Annotated in this window: 18 protein-coding genes and 1 pseudogene; 12 read left to right on the top strand and 7 right to left on the bottom strand. The window is 59.5% G+C overall.

What is annotated here, in order from left to right; genetic code table 11:
• Positions 1-64 precede the first annotated feature (64 nt).
• Positions 65-523 (top strand): Hsp20 family protein, encoded by a 459-nt coding sequence (locus NLM15_RS11995; RefSeq protein WP_254117150.1) that lies wholly within the window; start codon positions 65-67, stop codon positions 521-523.
• A 73-nt stretch (positions 524-596) separates the two neighbouring features.
• Complete coding sequence (locus NLM15_RS11990; RefSeq protein WP_254117149.1) at positions 597-920, top strand: hypothetical protein; 324 nt, start codon at positions 597-599, stop codon at positions 918-920.
• Between the two features lie 277 nt (positions 921-1,197).
• Here NLM15_RS11990 and NLM15_RS11985 read toward each other — a convergent pair whose 3' ends face one another.
• The 3 genes and pseudogenes from NLM15_RS11985 to NLM15_RS11970 form a co-directional block, all read right to left on the bottom strand.
• Positions 1,198-1,386: a hypothetical protein gene (locus tag NLM15_RS11985; RefSeq protein WP_254124750.1), complete on the bottom strand. Its 189-nt coding sequence runs from the start codon at positions 1,384-1,386 to the stop codon at positions 1,198-1,200.
• 38 nt (positions 1,387-1,424) lie between these two features.
• Positions 1,425-2,218 (bottom strand): annotated as a pseudogene (locus NLM15_RS11975) (Ku protein); the annotation flags it as partial.
• Between the two features lie 426 nt (positions 2,219-2,644).
• Positions 2,645-3,505, bottom strand: coding sequence for a LysR family transcriptional regulator (locus tag NLM15_RS11970; RefSeq protein WP_254117148.1), 861 nt, complete (start codon positions 3,503-3,505; stop codon positions 2,645-2,647).
• Positions 3,506-3,643: 138 nt separating this feature from the next.
• On the opposite strand from NLM15_RS11970, the gene NLM15_RS11965 reads away from it, so the two are divergent.
• The 5 genes from NLM15_RS11965 to NLM15_RS11945 all read left to right on the top strand — a co-directional run bounded on the left by NLM15_RS11965 (position 3,644) and on the right by NLM15_RS11945 (position 6,891).
• Entirely contained in the window at positions 3,644-4,192 is a 549-nt protein-coding gene (locus NLM15_RS11965; protein ID WP_254117147.1) for an NAD(P)-dependent oxidoreductase, read from the top strand.
• Entirely contained in the window at positions 4,170-4,502 is a 333-nt protein-coding gene (locus NLM15_RS11960) for an NAD-binding protein (protein WP_254117146.1), read from the top strand. Before NLM15_RS11965 ends, NLM15_RS11960 begins: the two co-directional genes overlap by 23 nt.
• Positions 4,503-4,538: 36 nt before the next feature.
• The gene (locus tag NLM15_RS11955; RefSeq protein WP_254117145.1) at positions 4,539-5,363 is read left to right on the top strand and encodes an oxidoreductase; all 825 of its coding nucleotides are present in this window, start codon (positions 4,539-4,541) and stop codon (positions 5,361-5,363) included.
• Positions 5,364-5,409: 46 nt separating this feature from the next.
• Positions 5,410-6,258 (top strand): alpha/beta fold hydrolase, encoded by an 849-nt coding sequence (locus tag NLM15_RS11950; RefSeq protein WP_254117144.1) that lies wholly within the window; start codon positions 5,410-5,412, stop codon positions 6,256-6,258.
• 102 nt (positions 6,259-6,360) lie between these two features.
• Positions 6,361-6,891 carry a VOC family protein gene (locus NLM15_RS11945; RefSeq protein ID WP_254117143.1) on the top strand — a complete coding sequence of 177 codons (531 nt, stop codon included), beginning with the start codon at positions 6,361-6,363 and terminating at the stop codon, positions 6,889-6,891.
• A gap of 1,109 nt (positions 6,892-8,000) precedes the next feature.
• Here the strand turns inward: NLM15_RS11945 and NLM15_RS11940 are convergent.
• The 3 genes from NLM15_RS11940 to NLM15_RS11930 all read right to left on the bottom strand — a co-directional run bounded on the left by NLM15_RS11940 (position 8,001) and on the right by NLM15_RS11930 (position 10,379).
• A complete protein-coding gene (locus tag NLM15_RS11940) occupies positions 8,001-8,240 on the bottom strand; it encodes a hypothetical protein (RefSeq protein WP_254117142.1) in 240 nt (79 codons plus the stop codon).
• Between the two features lie 228 nt (positions 8,241-8,468).
• The gene (locus NLM15_RS11935; RefSeq protein ID WP_254117141.1) at positions 8,469-8,678 is read right to left on the bottom strand and encodes a cold-shock protein; all 210 of its coding nucleotides are present in this window, start codon (positions 8,676-8,678) and stop codon (positions 8,469-8,471) included.
• Positions 8,679-9,125: 447 nt separating this feature from the next.
• On the bottom strand, positions 9,126-10,379 hold the full coding sequence (locus tag NLM15_RS11930; protein WP_254117140.1) for a GAF domain-containing sensor histidine kinase: 1,254 nt from the start codon (positions 10,377-10,379) through the stop codon (positions 9,126-9,128).
• Between the two features lie 126 nt (positions 10,380-10,505).
• Here NLM15_RS11930 and NLM15_RS11925 point away from each other — a divergent pair, with 126 nt between their 5' ends.
• The 5 genes from NLM15_RS11925 (at position 10,506) to NLM15_RS11905 (ending at position 16,159) form a co-directional block, all read left to right on the top strand.
• Positions 10,506-10,853: a response regulator gene (locus tag NLM15_RS11925; RefSeq protein WP_309143593.1), complete on the top strand. Its 348-nt coding sequence runs from the start codon at positions 10,506-10,508 to the stop codon at positions 10,851-10,853.
• Between the two features lie 284 nt (positions 10,854-11,137).
• Entirely contained in the window at positions 11,138-13,501 is a 2,364-nt protein-coding gene (locus NLM15_RS11920) for a PAS domain S-box protein (protein WP_254117139.1), read from the top strand.
• 53 nt (positions 13,502-13,554) lie between these two features.
• Complete coding sequence (locus NLM15_RS11915) at positions 13,555-14,022, top strand: DUF2971 domain-containing protein (protein WP_254117138.1); 468 nt, start codon at positions 13,555-13,557, stop codon at positions 14,020-14,022.
• 947 nt (positions 14,023-14,969) lie between these two features.
• Positions 14,970-15,428: a hypothetical protein gene (locus NLM15_RS11910; protein WP_254117137.1), complete on the top strand. Its 459-nt coding sequence runs from the start codon at positions 14,970-14,972 to the stop codon at positions 15,426-15,428.
• Entirely contained in the window at positions 15,425-16,159 is a 735-nt protein-coding gene (locus tag NLM15_RS11905; RefSeq protein ID WP_254117136.1) for a hypothetical protein, read from the top strand. Before NLM15_RS11910 ends, NLM15_RS11905 begins: the two co-directional genes overlap by 4 nt.
• A gap of 25 nt (positions 16,160-16,184) precedes the next feature.
• On the opposite strand, the gene NLM15_RS11900 is transcribed toward NLM15_RS11905, so the two are convergent.
• Positions 16,185-16,343 (bottom strand): hypothetical protein, encoded by a 159-nt coding sequence (locus NLM15_RS11900; RefSeq protein ID WP_254117135.1) that lies wholly within the window; start codon positions 16,341-16,343, stop codon positions 16,185-16,187.
• Between the last annotated feature and the right edge of the window lie 1,239 nt (positions 16,344-17,582).

Below are 17,582 nucleotides of genomic sequence, written 5' to 3'. Positions count from 1 at the left end.
AGAGACGGGCACCGGTTGTGTCCGGTGCCGCTCGTAGACATCTTGCTCTTAGGAGGATTTGGCTATGCGCACCTACGATTTCGCCCCCCTCTGGCGCTCGACCGTTGGTTTCGACCGCCTTTTCGACCTCGCAGAAACCGCTCAGCGGGCCAGCGAGGACAATTACCCGCCTTACAACATCGAACGGCTGGCGGATGATCGCTATCAGATCTCGCTCGCGGTGGCGGGTTTCTCGCCCGACGACATCGTCATCACCGCCGAGCAGAACGTGGTGACGGTCGAAGGCAGCAAATCCGACAAGACTGAGCGTGATTTCCTCTATCGCGGTATCTCGAGCCGCGGTTTCAAGCGGCAGTTCAACCTCGCAGAATATGTCCAGGTGAAAGGCGCCGCGTTCGACAACGGCTTGCTGACTATCGAACTCGTTCGCGAGATCCCGGAAGCCATGAAGCCGCGCCGAATTTCCATCGCCGGCGCAACGTCTTCCGGCAACGTCCACCAGATCGAGGCCAAGGTGGCCTAACTCATCCACCAGAGGAATGCCGCGCGTCCGGGCGACGCGCGGCAGCTGATTTCGTCTTAGAATGGAGGATACCATGCGGCCGACGACCGCTTCCGACGACAACGTCATCGACTTTAACGCGCTTCTGCATCCCGGCACCGTGTTTGACCACCCGAGGGACGTACTGGCAGACCTTTCGCTTTCGGTCTCCGAGAAACGCGCCATTCTGGCGTCTTGGGCGTCCGACGCGTCGGCAATCGCTTCCTGTCCCTCCTTGCGGGCACCAGCGAGACTTAAAGCGCCGGTCACCATCGACGAGATACTCGAAGCATTGTGCGAACTTGACGGCGGCCCACGCAATCCACCCGGAGGCAAGCCCAACCGTCTCTGTTCGACATCAAGACTTCTCGCCGCTTGAGGAGGAGGTCGCGATGGATAACATTGCATTGCCGAGAGACGTATTGAACCGCATCGAGCGTCGGTGGATGGCCAAGCTCTCGCAGGCTCCTTCTCGCCAACCGTCGTCGATGCTTGGCGATGATCCTCTCCGATCTCCGCGAGTCCGGCGACTGCTGGAGGGGCCCTTGAGACCTCCGACGGTTGATAGACCCGTCCAACCCAGTTGCGCCTGAACCTCGGGCGCTACAGATCGCACGATCGATCTCCGGTTAGCTCTTCGCGTCCCGGAGGTCGCCCTATTGCATGCCGGTCGGTCTACCGCGTGAGCAGAGACTCCTGAAATCTAGCAAAAAGCGTCGCCCACCGCCGACGACCGTCTCGACCTCGATCTCCTCGCCGATAGCAACGACGCCGAAGAAGTCGCCCAGGAAGGCGAAGAAGGCGTCCGCCGGCCAGAAGGAGATGCTGATGCCGATCGCCGGCAAGAAAGCGGTCAAGGAGACCGCAGCGAAGAAGGCGTCGGACCGACGCTCTTGCGCAGCGCCTCCATCAGATCGACCACGTTACCCGGTGACCCCGGATGGACGGTACTTCGTCGTCCGCGGTCGGCTTTGGGACGGATGACCTTGCCGGCCCGCTTCTGGTTGATGAGGTCGATCAAGGCCGTCTCGTAGTGGTCCTCGAATTTGTCCGGCTCGAAGTTGCCGGCCTTCTGATTCACGATGTGTTTGGCCAGGTCGAGCATGTCCTTCGTGACTTTGACGTCCTGGATGTCGTCGAAATACTCGGCGGGATCCCGCACCTCGTAAGGATACCGCAACAACGTTCCGATTAGGCCCTTGTCGCGCGCTTCGAGCGCGATGATGTGCTCGCGGTTCGTCAGCACGACGCGGCCGATGGCCACCTTGTCCATCTCACGGATGGTCTCTCGAATCACGGCGAAGGCATCATGGCCGACCTTGCCGTCCGGGCGCAGATAGTAGGGGCGGATCAGGTAGCGCGGATCGATGCCGCTGCGGTCGACGAATTCGTCGATCTCGATGGTCCGGGTGGATTCCAAAGCGACGTTCTCAAGATCTTCCTTGGTAACCTCGATAAACGTGTCGGTGTCGACCTTATAGCCCTTCACGATGTCCTCGTTCGGGACCTCGTCACCGGTATCGGGGTCGACCTTGAGGTACTTGATGCGGTGGCCCGTCGCCCGGTTCAGCTGGTTGAAGGAGATCTTCTCGGACTCGGACGTTGCAGGGAAAGCGCCACCGGGCAGGTGACGAGCGAGAGGCGAAGGAAACCTTTCCAGTTGGCGCGGGGGGCCATGAACGCGGTACTCCGGATGGACGATCGGCTAGAATCAAGACGACCGGCACCGCTTGGTTCCGACATGGCCCAGGTGTGATTTCGGCACGGCCGCGGCGGCCCGGGCTACGGTAAATACATACGCGCTCTGTCCGAAACCACGTGCTGCGATTAGTGAAGCTACTACCCTGCTTCAAGCTCGCCGTCCGCTATCGGCGATGCGCCCATCAGACGAGTGAGTTCGAGCGAAGCCATGGAAATGGCGAACTCGGCAATTTCTTTATGCTTTGCCATGCGCTTCATGCCAGGCACTTTGATCTTCCCGACTGATCGGCTTCGACATCCGGCGCGGGCCTATCGTCCATTCCGGCAGGACGCCGAACTGCCGGGTTGGTCGTTCCAGCACGATGGAATTGATACGTTACGCAGCATGCGAAGATTGTCGAATCATGCGGTCGCATTCACGAGATGGTCCGATACAGTCGAGATGAACGCGCGAAGACGCTCAAGACGCCGCAGGTCCCGGTGGTATCCCATCCAAATGTCCCGCGCTGGCGGCGGCGTCGGTAGTTCCAGCCTGCGGATACCCGGGATCTGATTGCCGACCACGCGGGGCAGAACGGCGATGCCGACGCCTTGCCTGCACATGCGCCCCTGAACGTTGCGGTTGTTCGATCGCAGGACCGGTTTCGCGTTGGGGAAACTCTCGATGAGCCACACGATGTCGGGGAAATTGCCTGTGGATGTGTCATGGGTGATCAGCCGAAAACCGGTCCCATCGCCATATTTGGGATCGGCCGCCTCCTCGGCGATGTAGACGCCGTATTCGAGCCTGAAGAGCCGCCGCTGAACGACATCGGCAGTATCGAAGGGAACGATACGAAAAGCGACGTCGGCCTCCCGTTGGGAAAGGTTGACTCGGCGCGTGCCGGTCAGGATTTCGACATCGACATTGGGGTAGGCTTTCGAGAAATCCGCCAGAATTGGAGGCAGGACATAGGCCCCGAACCAGTCCGCTGACGTAATGCGCAGACTGCCTTTGAGATTTTGCTCCTGCCCTGCAAGCCGGCGCTCCATGGCCAGCGCGCCTTCTTCCATTTGCTCCGCCAGTGCGATGATCCCGTGGCCTTCGTCGGTCAGAACAAGCCCGTCCGCTGTGCGCTGGAAGAGCGTGTGACCGATCGCCTGCTCTAGTGCGCGAAGGCGCCTGCCTACGGTTGGATGGCTTGTCTGAAGAGAACGCGCGGCGCCGCCGAGCGTGCCCGATCGCGCAACAGCAAGAAAGATTCTGACGTCACTCCATTCCATCGCGACACCCGCACAAAACTGAACACCGAAAGTACAGTTATGTCACTCAAAGAACAAATCTAAGCACCTAGGTTCCTGCCATCGCCCGGCTGCCTGCGTCCGATCCCGCGCACAGCCCTCATCGACAGGAGATAGAACATGCAGATCGGATTTATCGGTCTCGGCAGCATGGGCTCGGCAATGGCCCTGAACCTCGTGAAGGCAGGCCATGATGTCCGGGCCTGGAACCGAAGCAAGGTCGCCCAGAATAGCGTCCCCAGGGTGAGGCTCGTCGAACTCGCCGCGGATGCATTCCAGGCTGACGCTGTCTTTACGATGCTGTCCGACGACTCTGCCATTCGTGACGTAATCCTCGATGCCGGCTTGCTCGCAAGCGCGCGCCCAGGACTGACCCATGTCGTCGCATCGACGATCTCGGTCGCATTCGCGCGGGAACTGGAGCTCCTGCACGAAGAGGCGGGCCTTGGCTATGTGTCCGCGCCGGTCCTCGGTCGACCGAACGTAGCGGCGAGTGGCCAGCTCAACATCCTCGCAGCCGGGAAAGCCGATGCAATTGCCGCGATTGAGCCGCTGCTCGCTCCGCTCAAGCAAAAAGGTCTGGAAGTTGGGGGAGAACCCCGCGCGGGCGAATGCGGCAAAGCTCGGTTGCAACATGATGATCGCCATGGCCATCGAGGCGATGGCTGAGGCTGTCGTGCTGACCGAGAGCGTCGGCCTCGGCCGCGCGGATTTCTTTGAACTCATCTTGGGCACCCTGTTCTCGGGCCGCGCCTATGAGAGCTACAGCACGCAGATCAAGGAACGATCTTTCGAGCCGGGTTTCAAAGCCAGGCTCGCTCTCAAGGACATGCGCCTGGCGACTGAGGCCAGCAACGAGATCGGACGCACGCTCCCGATGCTTGAAGCTGTTCGCGAGGGGCTCAGCCAAGCTGTCTCGGCGGGCCTCGGGGAGAAGGACTGGTCGATCATGGCCGATATGACGGTACGCGGCGGCTAGCGTGGCGTCGTTTGAAAACAACTTGGAGAAGAAGTCATGAAAACCTGGCTCATCACAGGCTGCTCAAGCGGCTTCGGCCAGCGGCTCGCGCTCGCTGCAGCACAGCGGGGCGATCGGGTCATCGCGACGGCCCGCGATGTCAAGATGGTCGAGGAAATGGCCGCGCCTTTCGGTGGCCGCATGATCACTTGGCCGTTCGACGTGACCGATGCGACGGCAGCCAAGGCAGCGGTCGCAAAGGCGGTCGAGACCTTTGGCGGGTTTGACGTGCTCGTGAACAATGCCGGCTACGGGCTGTTCGGCGCGATCGAGGAAGGCACGCCCGAGGAATATCGGGCGATGTTCGAGGTGAATGTCTTCGGTCTGATCGAAACCACCAGAGCCGCCCTGCCCGTCCTGCGACGTTCGGGCGGAACGATCGTCAACATGTCGTCCGGCGCCGGCATCGCGGGCAGCGCCGGCGGAGGTTATTACAACGCCGCCAAGTTCGCCGTGGAGGGGATTTCCGAAGCGCTCGCCGGCGAGCTGGAGCCGTTCGGCATTCGCGTGCTGATCGTCGAACCTGGGCCGTTTCGCACCGATTTCCTTGGCCGCTCGATCACGGTGGCGGCGAACGAGATGCCGGAATACGCCGCGAGCTCCCGCAGGCACTATCGCGAAACCAACAACGGCAATCAGGCGGGCGATCCCGACAAGGCGATCGCGGTGATCCTGCAGGCAGTCGACGCCGATGACGCCCCGCTTCATCTGCCGCTCGGCCCGATCGCGCACGCGATCGCTGAGCGGAAGCTGGCTGCCTTCCGCAGCGATCTCGACGCCTGGCGCGACATCGCGATCGCCACCGATTTCGAGCAGCCGTGAACATGCCACGAGCTCCGTTTGAACAACATCTGACTGGAAAGCGATCATGATCTCAGCTTTGAAGGGGTTTACCCAGCAGCTGGTGCCGGTGAATGGCATCAAGATCAACGCCGTCACAGGAGGCTCGGGCCCGCCGATCCTTCTGCTTCACGGCTGGCCGGAAACATGGTGGGAATGGCACCACGTGATGCCGTTGCTGGCCGAGTATTTCAGCGTGGTGGCCATGGATCTGCGCGGCGCTGGCTTTTCCGACTGCCCGCTCGACGGCTATGACAAGGCGACGATGGCGCGCGACGCGCATGAGGTGATGATTGCCCTTGGGCATGAACGCTACGCCGTGTGCGGACACGACATCGGCGGAATGGTCGCCTTGCCGCAGGCCGCCATCTATCGGGAAGTTGTTACCCACCTGGCTGTGCTCGACGTTCCGCTTCCCGGCTGGACCGGATGGGAGGCGACGACCGCAAGGCTCTGGCACTTCGGCTTCCATACGAACCGGGATCTACCAGAGCGCCTGATTCATGGCCGTGAATATGACTATGTTTCGACCTTCATGGCAGAGCGGTTCTACGATCACAGCACCTTCAATCCGGCGGACATCGAGATCTACGCCAAGGCGATGGCGCTTCCTGGCCGCACGCGTGGCGGCATGGAATGGTACCGCACCCTCGCCGCCGATCATGCGACTGCGCTCGCGTACAAGAAGCAACCGCTCGCGATACCGGTGCTTGGCCTGGGCGGGGACCAGCGGTTCGGTGCGCAGATGGTGCCGATGCTCAGGGAGTTCGCCACCAATGTGAGGGGCGGCTCGATCGCGCGGTGCAGCCACTATGTCGCGGACGAGCGGCCGGATGAAGTCGCAGCCGCCCTGATCGAGTTCCTCAAGGCCAATTGAAGCTCGGCGCCCGCGCCGTCGTCGACCGGGCGGATCGCGAGGCTGCGGGCGCATTGCGCCCGCGGCGATCGCGATGGATCGAATCTAGCAAAGGAGACTGTCATGACTAAACCCGTCATTCGCGGCGTCAATCATATCGGCATCACGGTGCCCGACATCGAAGCAGCAAAGTCGTTCCTGGTGGAAGCTTTCGGCGGCCAAGTGATCTACCAGTCCTTCGGACCGCAGGATCCGCCACGGCAAGGACCCGAATTCGAGCGGGCCGTCGGCGCTTTTCCCGGAACGGTCGTGCGTGCGCAGGCGATGGTCAAGATCGGGACCGGACCCGATATCGAGCTCTTCGAAATGCACGGTGCCGAGCAAGCCAAGCCGATTCGGGCGAGCGACTTCGGCATCACGCACTTCGCTCTCTACACGGACGACATCGATGCATCGGTCGAGCGCTTCGAGAAGGCGGGAGGCACACCCCTTACCGCGCCGCGCGCTATTCCCTACGCAACCGAGAAAGGTCCTGGAAACAAGGTCTGCTACTGCCGCATGCCCTGGGGCACGATGATAGAGTTCATCACCACGCCGGACCGCATGGCCTATCATAACCAGACGGATCTGCGCAGGTGGCAGGACGCAGACTGATCGCGCGAAAAGGGACCGACCGCTTCTAGTCTGTCGCTGAGGTCAGCAAAGAGCACGAATCTGTCCGCTTTCGACTGGTGACCGGACCACGTTCATGCGGTCAGCCGTGGCAGCCATTGACCATTGCAGACCTCGCCTGTGGCTAACCTGACATCGTTCTAGGTACCCGAAAAAGCTTGAGCAACGAGATCGGGCGGTGATCAGCGCTTGTCTGCCGTTTGACCGTTGGCCTTCTTCTCGAGTTGATCATTCTGTCGAGTGCGTTGCTGAGGAGCTCATAAGGCATCATCTGGTAGGCGGGCGGTGTCTGGTGCTTACTCTGGGCCGAACATGGCAAAATGGGGTTCCCTTTTCGGCCGCCTTCCTACATAGTTCGGCATGGCAAAAATAAAAGTGAACTTCAAACCAGTTCGTAAGTCAGAAGGCGACTGGGCTATCATCGCCGAGTACCCGGGCACAGAAGCGCGAGAGATTACGGGCTTCACGAGCAAAGCCGAAATTGACGAATGGATGAATGGAGAGCGTCGGATCGCTTGGCTCCGATCACAGGGTTACGCGAAGTGACTCGATGAACCCCTTGAGCGGTGCGTCCGGTGCTTCTGGAGTGGCTGAAGGATCGTAGATCTTTCGTAGCATGTCGGCGGCCTGAGTCGACCGTACGCAAACGGCGGGACCTCGACCAGCGTTCCGATCAATCGCAACAACGCTTGTTGTTCGGGTTCCTTCCCGTCACGTTTGTGGGCTCGCGTGCGATGAACCATGCGTCCCCGTTTAGGCTCCGGTATAGCTCGCGCCGGTCTGACATTTTTTCCCTCCCTGCTGCTCCGGGCACTGCCTGACGAGCCCTTCGGGATGCGGAGATCAGTGGCGATAAGAAAGCTGATCTTCCGTAACCACGCGTTCAATGTTCTCGGACGTGCACTTGATGCGATATTTTACGCGTCCATCGGACTCGATCGGCATGCACTGTACGATCGTGTAGATCCTTGGCAGTTCAGTTGCGGCGCGTCCTTGGGGACCTTGAGCGTGGTGGCGAACCTCTTCATTTAGCTTATAGGCGTATGGCATATTTGCTTTCTCGGCGTTTACGGGTCTATCGGCGGTCTTACTTAGTCTTCGAGAATGGATTTTGTCGCCTCGAATATCTGTTCCGCGCTGCCCTTGATCGTGCCCTTTGCCCAGGCTTGGAATACCGTGACGTATGCGTTCTTGTGTGCCGCTTCGTCCGCGGAGAAGTAGACTTCGTCTGTCGCAGTATCCAAGACAAGCGCGCCTGTATCGATACAGATTTCCTCGATCAGGACTAAGCGTTCTTCTTGCTCGGCTAGATGACGTTTAACGATGCTCAATTGATCTCCTGCTTAACAATGAGGAATCACGTTCCCGATGCGGCTGGTGAACATGGTGACGTAGTCACCGGACACAAGCCACAGTCAAAGGAAGCCGTAGGGGCGCCCGCTTTTCGATCTCTCTGCCTGCTTGAATGAAAAACCCCGCCCCGATAACCCGGGAGCGGGGCAGGACCAAAAGCTCTGCCAGTACATCCGTGGCTAGAGCGACAGGTCTGGTGTTCTTAACTAAGCGGCACGAAGATTTTCGGCAGCAGACTTGCCCGTACGACGGTCTGCGACGACGTCGTACGACAGCGTCTGACCTTCATTCAGGGTGCTCATCCCGGCGCGTTCGACCGCGCTGATATGAACGAAAACGTCGTTGCTACCGTTCGCCGGCTGGATAAAGCCAAAGCCCTTTTGGCTGTTAAACCACTTCACTGTACCTGTGTTCATCACGTCTTTCTTTCGTATACGCGCAGGAGTTGGCGCACGGACTCGCGGTCCGTGCGCGGTTAGTCGATGTTGGAGAATGTCTGAAACGTGCGCGCCGTCAGGAACTGAGGCGAAAGCGGAACAGTTGTTCGGCCAGTATCGATACGTCAGATCATACATCAGCAATTCACAAACTTCAAGAAAAAGCGAACGGTGCTTCTGGTCATTGTTCTTCGAACCAGCGACAGATTACGGAACCGAACTTGATTCATCGAAAATGTAAAGGATTGCTCGTTGGCATCGCAGAACGATAACCACCTTCGGTGATTGTTGTGGAGTACCCCAGGCGCAGTCACCGGGAAACCACGCGTTTCGCGAGCAAATCCGAAATTGACTTCGCGGGACAGAAAGACGCAGCGCATCCCAACCGGGTGTCTGCCACACAAGACCCACGTCGCTCAGCCAGTGCTACAACGGCATCTTGAAAGTGAAAATCGTTTCGTTCGGTGTTGACACTGCGTCCAGCTTACCACCGTGGGCACGCGCGATTTCCGACGAAATATACAAGCCCAGACCCAGACCGTTCTGACTGGGCCTGTCGCCGCGCGTGTAGGGCTGAAACAGATACGTCATTGCTTTGTCAGATATCGGCGTACCGTAGTTCGTCACGGAGAGTGTAAACTCGGCCTCGTTGGTCCAAGCTGTCACCATGACCGCTCTCTCCGGGTCACCATAGGTGATGGCGTTGCCCAACAGGTTGGAGAAGAGCTGACCGAGTTTACTTCGATCGCAACGGACGGGTTCTTTGATTTCGATGACTGTCTCGATTTTTCTGTCAGGCCACGCCAACCTGACTTCGTTCACCACTCCCTCCAGAACCGGGGTTAGCGACTGTTGAGCGTCGGGCTTGATCGTCAAGCCGCCGCCCAACCGCCCGCGGGCAAAATCCATGATGTTATCGACGAGCCCGGCCATCCGCAGGACCGACTTCTGCATTTCAGCGATAACGGCCTGAGATCGACCATCATTGATATCCCTCAGGAGGATGCGCAGACCAGCGTCGATCGAGGCCAGCGGATTGCGCAGATCATGGCCCAGCACTCCGATGAACTGTTCGCGCAACTCAGCCGTTCTCCTCTCATCCACCAGATCGGCCTGGCTAAGCCTAAGGCTCTCTTCGGCCGACATGCGATCGTGCTCGCTCTTGCGCAGACTGGACTCGTGGATCGACAGATCAGATTGGCTCTGCTCAAAGCGCGCGTTCATGCTTAGCTGAGCAGCTATCAACTCAGCAAACAGTTCGAACGTGCTGATCACTTCAGGTCGGTCCAGATCGCGAGGCTCGGGATCGAGAGCGCAGAGCATGCCCCAGACCGCGCCATCAACTAGCTTGATGGGCGCCGCAATATAGCTCCGAAAGCCGTATTGCTCAGGAGACGGGTGATTACAATAAACACCGTCGGTCTGAACATCATTGATAACGACGACCTCGCTGTGTTCGCTGGTCTTGCGGCCTGTCGTCTTCTCAATGCGAAGCTCGCCGCCTAGTGGCAAACCAAAATCGGTGAGGTCCCGCACCGCACAGCAGACCCAATTGCCGGTCCTCACCCTCGCAATTGCGACAAAACGCATCCCGGTGATACGGCCAACCGAGTCAATTATTTTGGGAACTGCGTGGATGTGCTGGACCTCATCAACATCCGCTCGCAGGCCAGTGTTCATAGCAAACGCCCTCTCAGCTCCTCGACCCGTTATAACGGTTCAATCGGAACAATGTTCGCCGGAACCTATCAAGTGGCTGACTGTTAAGGCTGATTGATCGAAAACTAAAAACGCATTGTGAGTAGCATGCCCGTCGTCTTGATTGTCGAGGATGATTTCCTCCTCCGTTCTGGCGCAGCCGATATGGTGAGGGAGCTGGGTTTTGAGGCGATCGAAGCCGCTGACGCCGACGAGGCGATAGAGCTGCTCGAGCGGCGGAACGACATCGACATTCTGTTCACTGATATTCAGATGCCGGGCTCGATGAACGGGCTAAGGCTCATCGCGGTCGTCAGAGACCGATGGCCACCGATTCTGCTCCTTGTGACTTCGGGTCAGTCACGCCTCCCAGCGACCAGATGCCTTCGGGAACGCGGTTCTTGTCCAAACCATACTTGCAAAACGAACTTAAGTCTCATTTTGAGGCGCTCCTAAACTAGCCGCCCGGCTAAGCCGACCGATCGGACAGCAAGCTTGCAAGGCGGCAACTTTCCCAGTCTGCGCGGGCCGAAATGGCATTCAAGCTGGAAAGCCGGCTCGGCGGGCGCACTTCGCACACCGTCCTCTGGGCTTATGGCTACGCTTGCAATGTGACTTTGGGGGCGGCCTCCGTCATCCTTAATACGAGCCGTGCCGCCTTTCATTGGAACTAAGACTGATGGAGCCGCGTTTCATCGAAATGGTGTCCCAACCCACACTGGGGCTGGGATAGGATTTGTATGGAAGTCTCCAACCGCTTCGAAGCCGCACAGACGAGCGACGGCCGTTATCGGCTGCTCGTCGAAGCGATCACCGACTACGCGATCTACATGTTGGATCGCGAAGGTCGCGTAACCAGCTGGAATCCAGGTGCGAGGCGCTTCAAGGGCTATGAGGCGGATGAGATAATAGGTCGTCATTTCTCGACCTTTTACACCGATGCCGAGAGGTCGCAGGATGTCCCTGCGCAAGCGCTGGCAGAGGCCGAGCGTACAGGCCGCTTCGAGCGCGAAGGTTGGCGTGTCCGCAAGGACGGCACGCAGTTCTGGGCCCATGTAGTCATCGACGCGATCCGCTCGCCCGAAGGGCACCTAGTCGGCTTCGCTAAAATCACCCGCGATTTGACCGAGCGAAGGGCGGCGGAAAGGAAACTGCGCGAAAGCGAAGAACAGTTCCGCTTGCTCGTTCAAAGCGTGACCGACTACGCTATCTACATGCTGGATGCCGGTGGCCACGTGGCAAGCTGGAACGCCGGCGCGCAGCGTATCAAAGGCTATGCCCCCGAAGAGATCATCGGCCGACATTTCTCTAATTTCTACACGGAAGCCGACCGTGTCTCCGGGCTTCCCGCGATTGGCCTTGAGACCGCGACCCGAGATGGACGCTGGGAGCACGAAGGTCAACGGGTCCGAAAGGACGGCACTACGTTCTGGGCACACGTGGTGATCGACGCGATCCGGGACGATGCTGGCAAGCTTCTCGGCTTCGCCAAGGTGACGCGGGATATCACCGAACGCCGCGAAGCGGAAGCCGCACTCCAGACGGCGCAGGCGACCATGATCCGTTCGCAGAAGCTTGAGGCGATCGGGCAACTCACCGGTGGCGTTGCGCACGACTTCAACAACTTGTTGCAGGTGATCAGTGGAAATCTGCAGCTACTGAGCAAAGACATCGCCGGCAACGTCCGGGCTGAGATGAGGGTCCAAAGCGCCCTCGCAGGTGTTGCCCGCGGTTCGAAACTTGCTGCTCAATTGCTTGCCTTCGCAAGGCGGCAGCCGCTGGAGCCAAGAGTGGTGAACGCCGGGCGCCTGATCAAAAACATGGACGAGATGCTCCGTCGCGCCCTCGGCGGGGAGATCGAAGTCGAGACGGTAGTCGCGGGCGGGCTATGGAATAGCCTAGTTGACCCGGATCAATTTGAGAATGCCGTCTTGAACCTCGCGATCAACGCCCGCGACGCGATGAATGGCGAAGGCCGACTGACGATCGAAGCAAGCAATGCCTTCTTGGACGACGAATACGTCAGGCAGCATGACGAATTGTCTGCGGGACAATACGTGATGATCGCTGTGACTGATACGGGCACCGGCATTCCGCCTGACATTCTGGAACGGGTTTATGAGCCATTCTTCACCACCAAGGCCGAGGACAAGGGCACGGGCCTGGGCCTCGCCATGGTTTACGGTTTTCTCAAGCAGTCTGGCGGACACGTCAAAATCTACAGCGAGGTAGGTGCCGGGACCACGGTGAAACTGTACTTCCCGCGATCGGTAGCAAGCGAAGATACTCTGGTCGGGCCTGCGTCAGGCGAGGTGCAAGGTGGGGAGGAAACCGTTCTCGTGGTAGAGGATGACGATGAGGTTCGCGAAGTCGCGGTCTCTATGCTGACCGAACTCGGCTACCGCGTCGTCAAGGCGCGAGATGCGGCGAGTGCACTCGTTGTGGTCGATAGCGGCATCCCGATAGATCTGATCTTCACCGACGTAATGATGCCTGGCAGCCTACGGAGCCCGGACTTTGCGCGAAAAGCCAAGGAACGATTGCCTAATGTCGCTGTACTTTTCACATCCGGCTATACCCAGAACGCCATCGTGCACGGCGGGCGGCTTGATCCCGGGGTAGAGCTTCTGGCCAAACCTTATACGCGCGAGGCGCTCGCTCGGAAAATCAGACACGTGTTGGCCAATCAAGCTCAAAGGCGCGCGGCTCTGGGATCGCGGCACTTGGACAATGAAAAGACTTTCAAGAACGCAACCGTGTTGCTGGTCGAAGATGACGACCTCATCCGCCTTACGACGACGGAGATGCTGAGCGATATCGGATGCCAAGTGAGAGAAGCCAGAACGGCTCAAGAGGCCCTGAAGCTCCTGGATGAGCACCCTGTTGACATTCTACTCACGGATGTCGGTCTGCCCGGGGTTTCAGGTCTGCAGCTCGCAAGGGAGGTCCAAGCGCGCCGGCTCAATCTACGCTTGGTTCTCGCGACAGGTGACAGCGCAGTGCAAACCGAAGCCGCTCAAGTGGGCGCGATACTCATCGTGAAACCCTATACCGCGGAGTCTCTTCGTCAGGGGTTGGAAGACGCGATGAAGAAACGTCGCTGAATAGGTGTAGGAAGACGCGGTCTGAAGCGTTTGTGAACGAGACGAATGCGTTCATGCAGAACTATCGCGTGTTTTGTGTCACAACCGACAAGGCCTCCGAACGCATGTGGAAGGATTATGCCAAAGAACACCAAGGTATCGCCCTGCGCATCACGCCAAGCGTCGAGAAGGCTTCGAAGTACCTGAAATTCGCGCCCGTGACCTATCAAGAGAAGCGCCCACCGATCTTCGCTAAGGTGGCCGATTTCGCGGCGGAGTCCCTATTCGGCAATCAAACCGAACGGGCGCGCACAGTCCTCGAAGGGATCATCTACACCAAGACCAACGCTTATAGATTCGAAAACGAGTACCGGCTCGCTATTCCGCTCGGCGAAGGGGAAGAGGATTACCGGACGCAGCCTTTCCATCCCGAAGAGATCACCGAGCTCTATCTCGGTGCCGCCATGACGGACGCCGACAAGCAGGAGATTGTCGCTACCGCCAAGGCACTCAATCCGGCGATTGTCCAATCGTTGTCGTGACGATACGCCCATCGCCTATCAACTCGTAGAGCTTCGTGCGTCCCAGGCCGGTCGCTTCGCGAGCTTCGTCAATCGTGCAGGCGATCCGTTGTGCAAATGGCATCGTGTACTGCTCTGCGGTTTCCCGAGCGGATAGACTGGCGTGTGACTGTCGTTCGCCAGTTTTCTCTCGTCGCTTGTAGCTCACGTGGCCCTCCAATTCGCACAAAGGTCAACAGGGCAAGAGTTGATTGTGCGATGAGCAACGTCAATGCGAACATCCGAAGGCACTTGCGTACGACAGCGCACGACAGCGGCGGTTTGAATGTTTCCGGATACCAAAGGCGACGAGGAAATTTTTCGCGAGTCCGCCAGCCACAGTGGGGCATCGGGCCGAGGCTGGTCTGCCAATATCGGGAGAAAATTTCGCAGGCGTCCGCCGCTGTTCACCAGCGACTTATTCAACCATTATTCAACGAGTTCGGCTTAAGGCCACCTAAGTGCCTGAGATTGCTGGCGCTCCCTAGGGAAGCGAGGAAACTCTATAAAAAACGGCAAATCTTGAAAAGTTTGGGAATCACTCGCTGCATTGAATTGCAAAGGGTTTCAAGATCGATTCCCAAACATCACCCCATGCCGAGGGGGAAGGTCCGCACACCGCGCGCGAGTAGCGCCGCGGGGCACGATACCTACATGATATTCGGCGTTCGCAGCGCCGGCACCCGCAGCACCTTTTCGACCAGCACACCACCAAGGAGACCACCACTATGACGCCGAAACATCGAATGAAAGACAAACGACATGAAGCCCATAATGGAAGGGCCCGGTCACCGACATGACCAGGCCCTGAGAAGCTCGTCTCGACAGCTCACCATCACGAAAGCTATCGCCGACAAAAATAGATCGTCGCTCTCGCTCGCGCAAGGGCCACTGCATCGCCTCGCCTCAAAAAACATGGAGGCGCGCCGATGAACCGTCAGCCGCGCCGCTCTCGAAAGAAGGCAAGCGAGGTCGATCCGACACGGATCGGCCAACTGCTCCGGCTGGCGCTAAGCTCGAACCAGACCGGCGAAGCTGTCGCTGCGATCGCGGCGCTGAAGCGCACGCTTGGAGCTGCCGGCCTGGACCTGCATGATCTCGCAGGCGCCGCGGAACGCGGCCTGCAGCCACAGTATCAGCAGCAGCAGCCACGCCAGCGTGGATCATGGGGCCCGCCTGAGCCGTCTCTCGACGACTGGAATAGCATGGCGTGGTGGTGCTTCCATCACCGCTACCGTGTGCCCGTTCATCAGCGCGAGCTAGTCGAGGACCTGCTCTTAGGTCGCGGCGAGGGTTTCGCTAATGGCCAGATTTGCCGCTGGGCCATTAGCGAGCTGCGTGCAATCGTCGTGAGCGTGCGGGCCGCTCTCGCGGAGGCGCGGCCATGATCTCGGAGAACGCGGGCGACAAGCAGACGCTGCTCGCCCGGGGGCGCCTCAAAGAGGCCAAGCAATGGTTCGCCCACCGCGGCTGGGAAGTGCTGCCACGGAACAAGCGCGGCTGGAGCATCCTAAAATGGGGCGCCGACCATGCATACCTGGCATCCGCCGCCAACCCTGAGCGGTCGGTCCGCCGCTGGTGCCGCCGCTGGGCTCCGTGGCTGACCGATGCCAAGCTCAACCAGATCGTCGCCGACGCCGAGACGTCAAACAGACGCTGGTCACACGATCAGTGCGCCATCACGCTCGAGATCACCGTGCGCGACCGCCAAGCCCTTCGATTTCGTTTCATCGGCGCCAATGATGATCCCGACTACAAAGAGCGTGACGCGGCGAAGAAGGCGAAGAACGCTGCAGCCAACCGCCGATACCGGGCGAAGCGTAGCTCCGGCCGCAAGCGAGGTCGGCCGAAGTTGGAAGTCCCGGCATGGAAGGTTGCAGGCTACAACAGCAAGCGAACCTATCAACGCCATAAGGCGAATGGAACATTGGCCGCTCAGGGTGGCACCAAAAATGCGAGATGCGACATAAGTAAGAATAGAACGCATCACGGAATAAAAGTGCCATTGCCAACGCAGCCGAGCAGCGATCTCGCCGGCACCGACTTTTCGAGGTTCGGCATCACCGCCATCCATGTCATCAGCAACAACCGTGTTGTTCGCCATTGGCCCGCAGGCTGAGAGCGCGGCGCCTGAAGCGTCCGCGCTAGCACACCGTCTCCTCGACGGCCTGCCAGACGCGCTTCGCGCGGGGCGCCGTGGATTGATGGACCACATGCGCGGCCGCACACCTCCCGACCTCGCCGACCTGGACTCGTGGAGACCCGGCCGCGCCTGCGGCGAGCTCTGCCGTTCCGCGTGTCACCACCGAGTCCTAATCTGGGACAAATGGGACATGCCGGGAAGATGTCCCAAATGTCCCAAATGATGCGCTCGAAGGAAAGGAACAAAAGCGCCGTTATTAACTTATGTGACTCATCTACGGATCAGGAACGAAGTCAGTGGTGGAGGAGACGAAGGCGGAACTGCCAAAACAACAGACGCAGGATGGCCCACGTTGCCCAACCTGCGCAGCCTTCCCCCGTCTGGCTCAATCCATACTCGATACCCGCAAGGGCAAGACCGTTCGGCTCTACCAATGTAAGTGTGGCGAGCGCATTTGGGACGACTAGTGCCCGCGAGGTAATTCAGACTCGGGCGCTGAGCCAACAAGGATTTCGTACGCTCGCTCGGCCTGCTCCCGCGTCAAACTGGCTGCCCAGTCGGTGCCGATCAGTGCTGGACCCCGGCGTTCTCGATCGTAAACCATCCAACCAACGCCGCCAATGCGAATGAGAAATCTGGTCGCTGCCCGCGCGCTTTCACTCACCATCGCCTCTCAATCACCTGCAGAGGTGGCGAGTACGCCGCTTATGTCCCGACTGCATTTGCCTATGTGAATCAATTCGGGAAAAATAGGCAACAGAACTGTGCGAAAGCGAACAGAGCGGCCTTTCGCTGTGTGCGTGGGCGCGCCCCTGCTTGGTGCAACCGACACCAAAGCGCAGCGGCCCGGCCCACACCCCCGAAATACCCCGCCGGGCCGGGGCCGTCTCGCTGACTCAGTAGCCGCTGCTGCAGTGGCCCATGATCGCGCGCCGCGGCTCACCTCGCTCCAAATCCGGCCGAACGTCGGCGCCGCGTGATCCGCACGCTTGGCAGACACTCTGGGCAGACGCATCCGGACGCTCGGATTTTTCCTGGCCCTAATCTGGCTTTCGCGAGAACCGCCCGAACCGCACCGCCGCCGCCCCTTTCTGCGAAGAGGGAGGGCGACGACGGCGGACGCAGCCTCGCCGTGAGGACCGCGCTATCGGGCAACGCCCTCGAGCCGGCGCGCGTTCCTGTCGGATGCGTTCTCCCCACGCGCATCCGCGCCCCTCCATTTTTTTCAAGCGGCTGCGCCCGCTACCTGGACGTATGCCGTAGCTCGGATTGCTCGAGCCGCTGCGCGCCCATCTCGATCTCGTGCTGCCTAAGCCACAGCATGCCGAGGATTAGTAAGCCCGTAAGCGCGGCGAGGCCGAGCTGTAGATGCCACTTCATTCGCTGTGAACGCGACGTG

The sequence above is a fragment of the Bradyrhizobium sp. CCGB20 genome (genome assembly GCF_024199855.1).
Lineage (GTDB): Bacteria > Pseudomonadota > Alphaproteobacteria > Rhizobiales > Xanthobacteraceae > Bradyrhizobium.
The sequence above is the reverse complement of the archived record's forward strand: the minus strand, read 5'-3'. Positions and strand labels throughout refer to the sequence as shown.